10 protein-coding genes, 1 tRNA gene and 1 pseudogene are annotated in these 12,366 nt (G+C 69.3%); 3 read left to right on the plus strand and 9 right to left on the minus strand.

Translation table 11 applies throughout. The features are described 5' to 3' along the window. The first annotated feature begins 134 nt into the window (after window positions 1-134). Window positions 135-2,870 carry a phosphoenolpyruvate carboxylase gene (gene ppc, locus OHS16_RS18500; protein WP_328538319.1) on the plus strand — a complete coding sequence of 912 codons (2,736 nt, stop codon included), beginning with the start codon at window positions 135-137 and terminating at the stop codon, window positions 2,868-2,870. Window positions 2,871-3,144: 274 nt separating this feature from the next. On the opposite strand, the gene OHS16_RS18505 is transcribed toward ppc, so the two are convergent. From OHS16_RS18505 to OHS16_RS18535, 7 genes and pseudogenes are all read right to left on the minus strand, one after another. Further along, window positions 3,145-3,609, minus strand: coding sequence for a hypothetical protein (locus OHS16_RS18505; protein ID WP_328538320.1), 465 nt, complete (start codon window positions 3,607-3,609; stop codon window positions 3,145-3,147). Window positions 3,610-3,675: 66 nt separating this feature from the next. Continuing rightward, entirely contained in the window at window positions 3,676-4,269 is a 594-nt protein-coding gene (pth, locus tag OHS16_RS18510; protein ID WP_328538321.1) for an aminoacyl-tRNA hydrolase, read from the minus strand. 97 nt (window positions 4,270-4,366) lie between these two features. Next, window positions 4,367-4,960 carry a 50S ribosomal protein L25/general stress protein Ctc gene (locus OHS16_RS18515; RefSeq protein WP_328538322.1) on the minus strand — a complete coding sequence of 198 codons (594 nt, stop codon included), beginning with the start codon at window positions 4,958-4,960 and terminating at the stop codon, window positions 4,367-4,369. Between the two features lie 188 nt (window positions 4,961-5,148). Continuing rightward, window positions 5,149-6,126, minus strand: a complete 978-nt coding sequence (locus OHS16_RS18520; RefSeq protein ID WP_328538323.1) for a ribose-phosphate diphosphokinase — start codon at window positions 6,124-6,126, stop codon at window positions 5,149-5,151. A gap of 144 nt (window positions 6,127-6,270) precedes the next feature. Further along, complete coding sequence (gene glmU / locus OHS16_RS18525) at window positions 6,271-7,758, minus strand: bifunctional UDP-N-acetylglucosamine diphosphorylase/glucosamine-1-phosphate N-acetyltransferase GlmU (RefSeq protein ID WP_328538324.1); 1,488 nt, start codon at window positions 7,756-7,758, stop codon at window positions 6,271-6,273. A gap of 105 nt (window positions 7,759-7,863) precedes the next feature. Then, window positions 7,864-7,939: transfer RNA gene (locus OHS16_RS18530), tRNA-Gln, on the minus strand. A 27-nt stretch (window positions 7,940-7,966) separates the two neighbouring features. Next, a pseudogene (locus OHS16_RS18535) lies at window positions 7,967-8,591 on the minus strand (hypothetical protein). 142 nt (window positions 8,592-8,733) lie between these two features. Between OHS16_RS18535 and OHS16_RS18540 the strand changes: the two are divergent. Then, on the plus strand, window positions 8,734-10,044 hold the full coding sequence (locus OHS16_RS18540) for a sensor histidine kinase (protein ID WP_328538325.1): 1,311 nt from the start codon (window positions 8,734-8,736) through the stop codon (window positions 10,042-10,044). Between the two features lie 73 nt (window positions 10,045-10,117). Here OHS16_RS18540 and OHS16_RS18545 read toward each other — a convergent pair whose 3' ends face one another. Next, on the minus strand, window positions 10,118-10,618 hold the full coding sequence (locus tag OHS16_RS18545; protein ID WP_328538326.1) for an SUKH-3 domain-containing protein: 501 nt from the start codon (window positions 10,616-10,618) through the stop codon (window positions 10,118-10,120). A gap of 10 nt (window positions 10,619-10,628) precedes the next feature. After that, on the minus strand, window positions 10,629-11,141 hold the full coding sequence (locus tag OHS16_RS18550; protein ID WP_328538327.1) for a YwqJ-related putative deaminase: 513 nt from the start codon (window positions 11,139-11,141) through the stop codon (window positions 10,629-10,631). A 240-nt stretch (window positions 11,142-11,381) separates the two neighbouring features. Here OHS16_RS18550 and OHS16_RS18555 point away from each other — a divergent pair, with 240 nt between their 5' ends. Further along, window positions 11,382-12,365, plus strand: coding sequence for an SMI1/KNR4 family protein (locus OHS16_RS18555; RefSeq protein WP_328538328.1), 984 nt, complete (start codon window positions 11,382-11,384; stop codon window positions 12,363-12,365). The last annotated feature ends 1 nt before the right edge of the window (window position 12,366 follow it).

Below are 12,366 nucleotides of genomic sequence, written 5' to 3' on the forward strand. Positions count from 1 at the left end.
CGCGGGTGAAGCGGCGAGGCGGACACCTATCCTGGACCCGTGTCGTCGGACAGCGCGGTCCGTTCTGTGACTTCTGGGGCTTCACCCCAGACCCCCCTTTGCCAGTCGTGCCAACACTGCAAGGAGCCGCACCTGTGAGCAGTGCCGACCTGACCCCCGCCCCCTCCGCCAGCACCGAGCTGCGCGCCGATATCCGCCGCCTCGGGGACCTCTTGGGCGAGACCCTCGTACGCCAGGAGGGCCCCGAACTCCTGGAGCTGGTCGAACGCGTCCGCGCCCTCACCCGCGAGGACGGCGAAGCAGCCGCCGCGCTGCTCGGGGACACCGGTCTGGAGACCGCAGCCAAGCTGGTTCGCGCCTTCTCCACCTACTTCCACCTCGCGAACGTCACCGAGCAGGTGCACCGCGGACGCGAGATGCGCGCCGTGCGCGCCGCCGAGGGCGGACTGCTCGCCCGCACCGCGGACCGCCTCAAGGACGCCGACCCCGAACACCTGCGCGAGACGGTCAAGCACCTCAATGTGCGCCCCGTCTTCACCGCGCACCCCACAGAGGCCGCACGGCGCTCCGTGCTGAACAAGCTGCGGCGCATCGCCGAGCTCCTCGAGACCCCCGTCATCGAGGCCGACCGGCGCAGGCACGACCTGCGGCTGGCCGAGAGCATCGACCTCATCTGGCAGACGGACGAACTGCGGGTGGTACGCCCCGAGCCCGCCGACGAAGCCCGCAATGCCATCTACTACCTCGACGAGCTGCACGCCGGCGCCGTCGGCGACGTCCTCGAGGACCTGGCGGCCGAACTCGAAAGGGTCGGCGTCGAGCTGCCCCCGGGCACCCGCCCGCTCTCCTTCGGTACCTGGATCGGCGGTGACCGCGACGGCAACCCCAACGTCACACCCGCGGTGACCTGGGAAGTGCTGATCCTCCAGCACGAGCACGGCATCACCGACGCCATCGACCTCATCGACTATCTGCGCGGTCTGCTGTCGAACTCCATCCGCTACACCGGCGCCACCGAGGAACTGCTCACCTCCCTCCAGCGCGACCTGGAGCGGCTGCCCGAGATCAGCCCCCGCTACAAGCGCCTCAACGCCGAGGAGCCCTACCGGCTCAAGGCCACCTGCGTCCGGCAGAAGCTCGTCAACACCCGCGAACGCCTGGCCAAGGGCACCGCTCACGAGGACGGCCGTGACTACCTCGGCACCGCCGAGCTGCTCGCCGACCTCACCCTCATCCAGACCTCACTGCGTGAGCACCGGGGCGGGCTCTTCGCGGACGGCCGGATGGACCGCACCATCCGCACCCTCGCCGCGTTCGGGCTCCAGCTCGCCACCATGGACGTACGCGAGCACGCCGACGCCCACCACCACGCGCTCGGACAGCTCTTCGACCGGCTCGGCGAGGAGTCCTGGCGCTACGCCGACATGCCCCGCGACTACCGGCAGAAGCTCCTCGCCAAGGAACTCAGGTCGCGCCGCCCGCTGGCCCCCACCCCGGCACCGCTGGACGCCGCGGGTGAGAAGACCCTCGGCGTCTTCCACACCATCACACAGGCCTTCGAACGCTTCGGGCCCGAAGTCATCGAGTCGTACATCATCTCGATGTGCCAGGGCGCCGACGACGTCTTCGCCGCCGCGGTCCTCGCCCGCGAAGCCGGACTGATCGACCTGCACGGCGGCTGGGCCAAGATCGGCATCGTGCCGCTCCTCGAGACCACCGACGAACTCCGCGCCGCCGACGTCATCCTCGACGAGATGCTCGCCGACCCGTCGTACCGCAAGCTCGTCTCGCTGCGCGGTGATGTCCAGGAAGTGATGCTCGGCTACTCCGACTCCTCCAAGTTCGGCGGCATCACCACCAGCCAGTGGGAGATCCACCGCGCCCAGCGCCGGCTGCGCGACGTCGCCCACCGCTACGGCGTGCGCCTGCGGCTGTTCCACGGCCGCGGCGGCACCGTGGGCCGAGGCGGCGGCCCCTCGCACGACGCGATCCTCGCCCAGCCCTGGGGCACCCTGGAGGGCGAGATCAAGGTGACCGAGCAGGGTGAGGTCATCTCCGACAAGTACCTGGTCCCCGCGCTCGCCAGGGAAAACCTGGAACTGACCGTCGCCGCCACACTCCAGGCATCCGCACTCCACACCGCGCCCCGGCAGTCCGACGAGGCACTGGCCCGCTGGGACGCCGCCATGGAGGTCGTCTCCGAGTCGGCCCACACCGCGTACCGCAAGCTGGTCGAGGACCCCGACCTGCCCGCGTACTTCTTCGCATCGACACCCGTGGACCAGCTCGCCGAACTGCACCTCGGCTCACGCCCCTCCCGGCGCCCCGACTCGGGCGCGGGCCTCGACGGACTCCGCGCCATCCCGTGGGTCTTCGGCTGGACCCAGTCCCGGCAGATCGTGCCCGGCTGGTTCGGTGTCGGCTCCGGCCTCAAGGCGCTCCGCGAAGCCGGGCTGGACCCCGTCCTGGACGAGATGCACGAGCAGTGGCACTTCTTCCAGAACTTCATCTCCAACGTCGAGATGACCCTGGCCAAGACCGACCTGCGGATCGCCCGCCACTACGTCGACACCCTCGTGCCCGATGAGCTCAAGCACGTCTACGCCGACATCGAGGCCGAACACGAGCTCACCGTCCGCGAGGTACTGCGGATCACCGGCGGCCAGAAGCTGCTCGACTCCCACCCGGTGCTCCAGCAGACCTTCGGCATCCGCGACGCCTACCTGGACCCGATCTCCTACCTCCAGGTCTCCCTGCTCGCCCGTCAGCGGGCAGCTGCCGAGCGCGGCGAGGAACCGGACCCCACCCTCGCCCGGGCTCTGCTCCTCACCGTCAACGGAGTGGCCGCCGGTCTGCGCAACACCGGCTGATCCACCGACGGACCCCAGCGCCCCGCCCCCCGCGCCGCATCCCGGCGTGAGCGGCGGGGCGCACCCGTGTCCCGCCCCGTGTCACACTCCGCACCGCCCCGGACCGGCCTCGCCGCGCCACTGGTCCTGACCGGCGCCGCGTCCGGAGTCAACAACGCACTGGGGCAGGTCGGTTCAGTCATCGCCGGAGCCGTCATCGGCGCCCTACTGCGGAGCCGTCTCGCACGGATGAGTCCATGCGGGCGCGGACCCCCACACCCCACGGTCCGACGGCTCAGAGCACCGCGAAAGCCGCCACCAGCAGCGCCGCGCCCGCGACCCCGGCCGCCCAGGCCGTACGCGACATCCGCAGACCACCGGCGATCACCAGCGCCGCGAGCACCAGCGCCCCACCGAACGGCACCCAGGCATGCAGCATCCCGGCCGTCCCCGTCCGTATCGCCTCGTCCGATCCCGGACGCACCACCACGGGCAGCCGCTCACCCTTGCGTACCGCGGTCGACTCATCGATCCGCAGCCCGGGATGCGGCGCCGAATCCGCCGACGGCACATAGCGCCCGGTACAGACGTCCCGCTCGCAGGAACTCACCGTCAGAGTGCCGTGATCACGGCCCTTCGACAGGATCACATGCTGCGCCGTCCCCCATGACGACCAGAACCCGGCGACAAGGATCAGCGCCGCGACACAGCCCATCGCTGCCCGGCTCGCATACAGGAGGACGCCATGACTCCGCTTCATGGGGCGCGATCCTTGGCCATAGGGCCACGTCAGGTCAACTCGGGTCGGAGGGGACCACGCCGGCCGTCAGCTGTTGTACGCCGTCTGCGCCCGCTCGAGGCCACCGGTGATCAGCGCCTCGACCGCGTCCGCCGCACGGTCCACCAGATAGTCGAGCTCCTTGCGCTCCGCGGACGAGAAGTCCTTCAGAACGAAGTCCGCCACCTGCATCCGGCCCGGCGGGCGCCCGATGCCGAACCGCACCCGGTGATAGTCCGGCCCCAGCGATCTGGTCATCGACTTCAGACCGTTGTGACCGTTGTCGCCGCCGCCCAGCTTCAGCCGCAGCGCACCGTAGTCGATGTCCAGCTCATCGTGGATCGCCACGATGTTCGCCGTCTCCACCTTGTAGAAGTCCCGCAGCGCGGTCACCGGACCACCCGAGAGATTCATGAACGACATCGGCTTCGCGAGCACCACCCGGCGGTTCGCCGGCCCGGGCGGGCCCACCCTGCCCTCGACGACCTGCGCCCGCGCCTTGTGCGACTTGAACCTGCTCCCGATACGCCCGGCCAGCAGATCAGCCACCAGGAAACCGGCATTGTGACGGTTGGCCGCGTACTCGGGCCCGGGATTGCCCAGGCCCACGATGAGCCACGGCGCGGACGGATCGGTCGTCATCTGCACGTCTCCCTGAGAACAGCCGGTGAACAGCAGGCCGCCGCCCGCGCCTGATGGCGCGGGCGGCGGCCGAACGAGAAATCGCTCAGGGCCTGGCTCAGGCCTCGGCACCCTCGGCCGTGGCGGCGTCGGCGTCAGCAGCCGGCTCCTCGGCCTGCGCGGCCACGATCTGGATGACGACCGCGTCCTCGTCCATGTCCAGAACGGTGCCGGACGGCAGCGTGATGTCCTTCGCGAGGATCGAGTCGCCCGCGTCCAGACCCTGGACCGAGACGGTGACCGACTCGGGGATGTGGGTGGCCTCGGCCTCGACGGTCAGGGTGTTGAGCACGTACTCCAGCAGGTTCGCACCCGGCGCCAGGTCGCCCTCGGCGTGCACCGAGACCTCGACGGTGACCTTCTCGCCCAGCTTGACCGCGAGCAGGTCGACGTGGGTCAGGGTGCGCTTGATCGCGTCACGCTGAACAGCCTTCGGGATGACCAGCTCGGTACGGCCGTCGATGTCCAGGCTGAGCAGGGCGTTGGCGGTCTTCAGCGCCATCATCAGCTCGTGACCCGGAAGGGAGATGTGAACCGGCTCGGCACCGTGGCCGTAGATGACCGCGGGAACCTTGTTCGCGCGACGGGTCTGGCGGGCGGCGCCCTTGCCGAACTCGGTACGGACCTCAGCAGTGAGCTTGACCTCAGCCATGTGGCACTCCTCGTAGATGAAATGACGAAAACAGACGGGTCACCCGGCCACGAACCGCGGCCTGCTACGAAGAGCGCGTCGATAACGGAGCCCCGTACGCAAACGTACGGCCTCCCTCGCCGAGCAACTCCGTGAGTCTACCCGGCGAGGGAGGCCGTACTGAAATCGATCTAGGTCGAACCGGCTCGTTACGCCTGCTCCTCGAAGAGGCTCGTCACCGAACCGTCCTCGAACACCTCGCGCACCGCCCGCGCGATGGTCGGCGCCATCGAGAGCACCGTGATCTTGTCGAGCTCGAGGTTGCCCGGGTCGGGCAGCGTGTTCGTGAAGACGAACTCGCTCACCTTCGAGTTCTTCAGCCGGTCGGCGGCCGGACCCGACAGCACACCGTGGGTGGCCGTCACGATCACGTCCTCCGCGCCGTTGGCGAAGAGTGCGTCGGCGGCCGCGCAGATGGTGCCACCGGTGTCGATCATGTCGTCCACCAGCACGCAGACGCGGCCCTTCACCTCACCGACCACCTCGTGCACGGTGACCTGGTTGGCGACGTCCTTGTCCCGGCGCTTGTGCACGATCGCCAGCGGCGCACCGAGACGGTCGCACCAGCGGTCGGCGACCCGCACCCGGCCGGCGTCCGGTGAGACGATGGTGAGCTTCTGCCGGTCGACCTTGGCGCCCACGTAGTCCGCGAGTATCGGCAGCGCGAACAGGTGGTCCACCGGGCCGTCGAAGAAGCCCTGGATCTGGTCGGTGTGCAGATCGACCGTGAGGATACGGTCGGCGCCCGCGGTCTTCATCAGGTCCGCGATCAGACGCGCCGAGATCGGCTCGCGACCACGGTGCTTCTTGTCCTGGCGGGCATAGCCGTAGAACGGCACGATCACCGTGATGCTGCGGGCCGAGGCCCGCTTCAGCGCGTCGATCATGATCAGCTGTTCCATGATCCACTGATTGATGGGGGTCGTGTGGCTCTGCATCAGGAAGCAGTCCGCACCACGGGCCGACTCCTGGAAGCGGACGTAGATCTCACCGTTCGCGAAGTCGAAGGCCTTGGTCGGCACCAGATCGACACCCAGTGTGGATGCGACCTCCTCGGCCAGCTCGGGGTGGGCGCGGCCGGAGAAGAGCATCAGCTTCTTCTCGCCGGTCGTCTTGATCCCGGTCACAGCACAGTCTCCTCAGACGTGTTGATTGCTGCTGGGCGAGCCAGCCGGCGGTATGTAACCCCGGGGTTGCCCCCGGGCCCCTGTCCGTAGGTCAAGGGGCGTGCGTCTATCACGGTACGCGCAGATGAACGTGACTGAATCCGGTCAGCTTTCGCCGCCGGACCCCTCCGACGCGGACTGAGCGGCCTGCGCTGCCGCACTTCCGGGGCGCTTGCGGGCCACCCAACCGTCGATATTCCTTTGCTGGCCCCGGGCGACGGCCAGTGCCCCGGCCGGCACATCCTTCGTGATCACCGAGCCGGCCGCGGTGTAGGCACCGTCCCCGACCGTGACAGGCGCCACAAACATGTTGTCCGAACCGGTCCGGCAGTGCGACCCGACCGTGCTGTGATGTTTGTCCTGACCGTCGTAGTTCACGAACACGCTGGCGGCACCGATGTTGGTGTACTCGCCGATCGTCGCGTCGCCGACATACGACAGGTGCGGCACCTTCGTGCCCTCGCCGATCGTGGCGTTCTTGGTCTCCACGTACGTCCCGATCTTGCCCTTGGCGCCGAGCTTCGTCCCCGGACGCAGATAGGCGAAAGGACCGACGGTCGAGTGCTCACCGACCTCCGCGCCGTCTGCCACCGTGTTGTCCACCCGCGCGAATCTGCCGACCGTGGTGTCGGTCAGCCGCGAATTGGGGCCGACCTCCGCGCCCTCCGCGAGATGAGTGGCGCCGAGCAGCTGGGTGCCCGGGTGGATGACGGCGTCCCGCTCGTAGGTCACGGTCACGTCGATGAACACCGATGCCGGGTCCACCACGTTCACCCCGGCCAGCATCGCCTGCTCCAGCAGCCGGGTGTTCAGCAGTGCGCGCGCCTGGGACAGCTGCAGCCGGTTGTTGATGCCGACGATCTCCCGGTGGTCCCCGGCGACCGACGCGCCGACCCGGTGTCCGGCCTCGCGCAGGATCCCCAGCACATCGGTGAGGTACTCCTCGCCCTGGCTGTTGTCCCTGCGCACCTTGCCCAGCGCGTCGGCGAGCAGCCGCCCGTCGAAGGCGAACACACCCGAGTTGATCTCCCGGACCGCCAGCTGGCCCTCGGACGCGTCCTTGTGCTCGACGATGGCGGTCACCGCACCGCTCGCGTGGTCCCGGACGATCCGCCCGTAGCCGGTGGCGTCCGGCACCTCGGCCGTCAGCACCGTCACGGCGTTGCCGTCGGCGGTATGGGTCGCGGCGAGGGAGGCCAGGGTCGTGCCGGTGAGCAGCGGTGTGTCCCCGCAGACGACGACCACGGTGCCGTCGGGCTCGGCGCCCAGCTCCTCGAGAGCCATCCGGACCGCGTGCCCCGTGCCGTTCTGCTCGTGCTGCACCGCGGTGCGTACGCCGGGGTCGATGTCGCCGAGGTGAGTGCTGACCCGCTCCCGCTCATGCCCGACGACCACGACGAGCTGCTCGGGCTCCAGCTCGCGGGCCGCGGCGACCACATGGCCGACGAGCGAGCGCCCGCTGATCTCGTGCAGGACCTTCGGAGTCGCCGACTTCATGCGGGTGCCCTCACCCGCTGCGAGTACGACGACCGCTGCCGGCGGGGTCTCCCCTGTCCGAGCGGAGCCGAGAACTTGGGGAGGATTCGCACTCACGGTGATGCCCTTCGGCTTCGGGTGATGGACAACCGAAGGATACCGGGGCGTTTCCGGGCGGAAATGGGGGCGGGTCCTGACTGGTGACGGTCAGGACCCGCACGGTGGCTCCCCCACCAGGATTTGAACCTGGACATACGACACCAAAAATCGCAGTGCTGCCTGATTACACCATGGGGGATGGAACCCGTATCAACCGGACTTTTGGTCAGGTTGCCGGACTGGCGCTTAACACTATGCCGTACCTCCAGCCCTCAATGCGACGACAAAGGCTGGCGCTCTTGTTTACGCGGATGGTCAAGCACCCGTGGTAGCCGACGCCGGTGTTCTGGCGGTTGGTCTGCGGCTTGTGCTTCTTGAGCGTCGCCTTGCCGAATGTGCTGCCTTCGCCGACGAGTTCAGCCCAGAACTGTTCGGCTGCCGGCACATCTGCGGATTCATGGATGTGTCCATGGAACCGCAGGTGACCTGTGCCGACGTCGAGCAGGCGTAGCCATGCGAGGAAGGTGTTGATCATGTCCGGGTCGCTGTTGATGAACGTCACGCGCTCCTGTCCCCCGTGGGCTTTGGTTCCTTCGGCCCAGTGGAGGCTGACGCCGACCAGGAACAGTTCTCGTTTGCTCAGGGGGCCGATCTCTGCCGCCGCGTCGCGCTTGGTTTGCTGCCGTTCGACTTCTCCGGCTGGTGAAGGGCGGCCCGGCATTGAGGAGGTCGTTGTTAAAGATCTTCAGGCGGTCGCGGATCTGGCGCCGGCTCAGGCCCTCCCGCCGCAAGGTGATCGCCTGTTCCCGAAGTGCCTCGAAGTCGCCGTACTTGCTGCTGATTTCCGTCACATCACGAGCTTCGTCCTGAATGCCAGTGTTTGGTTCGAAAGCCTGGGCGATTCACCAGTTCGAGTGGCAGCCTCGTATCGCACGTAACCTCCCGCAATGAAACACGTGGGCTGAACGGGCCCCCGCCCGTACGCTGGACGGCATGAGCGCAACGGGGGCGAACGACGCCACGGCTACGGGACTGACCGCCCGTGGCTGGTGGTGGTGGGAACGGCGGCGAAGTGCCGCGCTGGATGTGGGGCTGGCCGTGGTGTCGGCCCTCGAGTGTGCGTTGGAGGGTGTCGACTTCTCGGGGCAGGCCGGGCTGCCCGTGCCGGTCGGTGTGGTGTTCGGGCTGCTGGCCGGGACGGTGCTGGTGCTGCGGCGACGGTGGCCGATCGCGGTGGTGCTGGTGTCGATCGCGGTCACGCCGGCCGAGATGGGTGTCCTGATGGGCATCGTCGCCCTCTACACGCTCGCGGCGTCGGACATGCCGCGCCGGCTGACCGGTTCGCTGACCGCGATGGCGATGGTCGGGACGCTGATTGTGACGTTCGTGCGGTTGCGGCACGGAATCGGCACCGACGAGGACGACCCCGGCATGCTGTTCGTGGTGCTCGGCTCGGTGTTCATGTCGCTGGGGCTGACGGCGCCTCCGGTGCTGCTGGGGCTCTATATAGGGGCGCGCAGGCGGCTGATGGAGAGTCTGCGGGAGCGTGCGGACAGCCTGGAGCGTGAGCTGTCACTGCTGGCCGACCGGGCCGAGGAGCGTGCCGAGTGGGCACGTACCGAGGAGCGGACCCGGATCGCGCGGGAGATGCATGACGTCGTCGCGCACCGGGTGAGCCTGATGGTGGTGCATTCGGCCGCGTTGCAGGCGGTCGCGTTGAAGGATCCCGCGAAGGCGGTGAGGAACGCTGCGCTGGTGGGGGACATGGGGCGGCAGGCGTTGACGGAGTTGCGGGAGATGCTCGGGGTGCTGCGTTCGGGGGAGCCGGTGCGGGCGCCTGTCGCGGTGCCGTTGGCCGCTGTCGCTGCTGCCGCGGCCGCGGCAGCAGCCGCGGCGGGGGAGGACGGGCCATGTCTCGATGAGCTCGAGGTGCTGGTCGGGCAGTCGCGAGCCGCCGGGATGGTGGTGGAGCTGTTGGTGGAGGGCGAGGTGGGGGCCTACGGCGCGCTGGTCGAGCAGACCGCGTACCGGGTGGTCCAGGAGGCGCTCACCAATGTGCACAAGCACGCGGCTGGGGCGAAGACCTGGGTGCGGCTTGCGCACAGGGGAGCCGAGGTGGCGATGCAGGTGGAGAACGGGCCTTCGGACGCGGGGGTGGCCGATGCGGGGCTGCCCAGCGGGGGGAACGGTCTGGTCGGCATGCGGGAGCGGGTGACCGCGCTGGGCGGGGTATTCGTCTCGGGGCCCACCGATGCCGGTGGATTCCGGGTGTCGGCGGTGCTGCCGGACCAGTCGTCCGCTTGATGCTGACGCGTGGGCCGTCCGGTCGGAACCGCCGGTCCCGGTCGGGCGTGGCGGCCCCCCCTGCCGGGCCGGGTCAGCCGGCGCCCAGGCGGATGGGCTGGAGGCCGTTGACGAGGGTGCCGAGCCCCTGGTCGATGTCCTTGCCGAGGTACCAGTCGCCGGTGTGGTCGATGCTGTAGACGCGGCCGTCCGCGTCGATCGCGAGCAGCGCCTGGCTCTGGCCTTCCTCGCCGAGCGGTGCGATCTCGGTGCCGAGGGCGCGGCCGAGGTCGGCGAGGGTGCGGGCGAGATGGAGCCCGGCGAGCGGGTCGATGCGGACCGGGGCGGGCGCGGTCTGGCGGCCGGGGGTGGGGCCGGTGATGTGGAGTCCGCCGAACTCGGCCCAGGCTTCGACGGCGGCGGGGAAGACCGAGTGGCGGTGGCCGGCGGGTGAGACGTGGGCGCGCAGTGCGTCGGCCCATTGTTCGGCGCATCGGATGTCCCAGCGGCCCGGTTGCCAGCCCGCCTGGCGCAGTGCGGCGTCGACGGCGTCGGGGAAGCGGGTGCTCGGTGCGTCCGACGGGTGCGGCTCCATCTGCGGTGGTTCAGCCCTTCTCGGTGGTGGGGTCGACGGCGCGTACGCCGAAGTGGGCGAGCATCGCCGAGCAGGAGCGGCAGGGTGGGGCGTAGCTGCCGTGCAGTGGGTCCCCGTCCTCGCGGATGCGCCGTGCGGTGATCTTGGCGTGTTTCAGGGTACGGCGGGCTTCGCCGTTGGTGAGGGGTTTGCGGGCGGCTCGTTTGGAGCGGGCGGCGTCGGTGGCGGTGACGTGGCGGGAGAGCAGGATCGCCTCGGGGCAGCGTCCGGTGAAGCGCTCCCGCTGGCTGTTGGTGAGGGTGGCGAGGAAGTCCTGGACGAGTGGGTGGAGCGCGGGGGGCTGGTCGGCCTTGCCCGCGGTGGAGGTGAGGGTGTCGGCGCCGCGTACGGAGAGCGCGGCGGCGACCGTGGGCAGGATGCCGTCGCGCCGGTGGCGCAGTTGTGGTGGCCGGGACTCGTTGCTGCTCCAGCGCAGGCGTGGATCGCCCGACGGTCCGGTCTGTGGTGACTGTGTGGTGTGCATGGCAGTGGTACCCCTCCCACCCCGCAGTGGCTGCTGCTGGTGTTACGCCCGCGAGTTGCGTGGGTCAGCCTGCCAAATGGGGCCGGTGGTGCGGAAGCTGGGGCATTGGATCGGTGTGTTGCGTCGGCTCGTCGTCACCCGAACGTGACAGTCCGTTACTGCGATGGAGGTGCGGGTCGCTGTCTTGCCCCAGCGCATAGGCTGTCGTCACCAAGCCATTCGCAGCAGGGGGCAACCGCCATGACGACAGGTCGGCTCGGGCAGCAAGCCGCGCCACCGAATGCGGCCTACACCGGGCAGCTCGTGAATTTCCCGGACCCGGTCAGGGCTGCGCGCCACCCCCGTGGTGTGCGGGTGGACGGGAACGGGTTTCCGGTTTTCTCACCGTATGCGCGTGCCGCCGCCGAGATCGCCGAACCCCCCGAGGGGTTCGGCGTCGACGAACTGCGGCTGACGGACTATGTGTCGGCCAACGCGGCGCTTTCCGCTTCGGGGCACGAGTTGTGGGACACGGTTCCGGAGGTGGCGACTCCGCACGGCTGGACGTGGCATCACGTGCCGGGCGGGCGCCGGCTCGAACTGGTTCCCGTCGAGGTGAAGGCGCTGCTGCGGCATCACGGCGGGCTTGCGACGGCGGCGGTCGACCAGTCGAAGCGGGGCACGCGTCCGCTGCAGGACACCCGCCCCGTCCACTTCGGGCTGCCGAAGGGCTCGGTGGCGGTCGGCGAGCAGCTGGTTCTCGGTGCGGAGGAGGATCTGGGGTACCGGCTTCCCGGTGCCTACCGTTCGTTCCTGAAGGCGGCGGGCGGTTGTGCTCCGGTGGGTACGGCCCTCGACGCGGAGTTGGGCCTGCTGGTGGACCAGCCGTTCTTCACGGTGCGGGACCAGGCCGCGATGAACGATCTGGTGTATGTGAACAAGTGCCTGCGGGACCATCTGACCAAGGACTACCTCGGTGTCGGATTCGTCCAGGGCGGTCTGCTGGCGGTGAAGGTCAAGGGCGGCGGGACCGGGTCGGTCTGGTTCTGCGCCTACGACGACGCCCGTGACGGGGACGACTGGCCGCCGGCGGAGCGGGTGGAACGGCTGTTGCTGCCGTGTGGCGACGACTTCGATGCGTTCCTGGACCGGCTCGCGGGCAATCCGCCGGAGCTGGAGACGGTGGCGAATCTGATGGTGGATGGTGGCTTCGCGCAGGCCGTCCCGGTCTCGGCCGAGGGGTGAT

Source organism: Streptomyces sp. NBC_00344 (assembly GCF_036088315.1).
GTDB lineage: Bacteria > Actinomycetota > Actinomycetes > Streptomycetales > Streptomycetaceae > Streptomyces.

Excerpts from the sequence above, each read along its gene's own strand:
- OHS16_RS18540 (WP_328538325.1), top strand. The coding sequence starts at position 8,734 with ATGAGCGCAACGGGGGCGAACGACGCCACGGCTACGGGACTGACCGCC.
- OHS16_RS18555 (WP_328538328.1), top strand. The coding sequence starts at position 11,382 with ATGACGACAGGTCGGCTCGGGCAGCAAGCCGCGCCACCGAATGCGGCC.
- OHS16_RS18545 (WP_328538326.1), bottom strand. The coding sequence starts at position 10,618 with ATGGAGCCGCACCCGTCGGACGCACCGAGCACCCGCTTCCCCGACGCC.
- OHS16_RS18550 (WP_328538327.1), bottom strand. The coding sequence starts at position 11,141 with ATGCACACCACACAGTCACCACAGACCGGACCGTCGGGCGATCCACGC.
- OHS16_RS18505 (WP_328538320.1), bottom strand. The coding sequence starts at position 3,609 with ATGAAGCGGAGTCATGGCGTCCTCCTGTATGCGAGCCGGGCAGCGATG.
- OHS16_RS18515 (WP_328538322.1), bottom strand. The coding sequence starts at position 4,960 with ATGGCTGAGGTCAAGCTCACTGCTGAGGTCCGTACCGAGTTCGGCAAG.
- pth (WP_328538321.1), bottom strand. The coding sequence starts at position 4,269 with ATGACGACCGATCCGTCCGCGCCGTGGCTCATCGTGGGCCTGGGCAAT.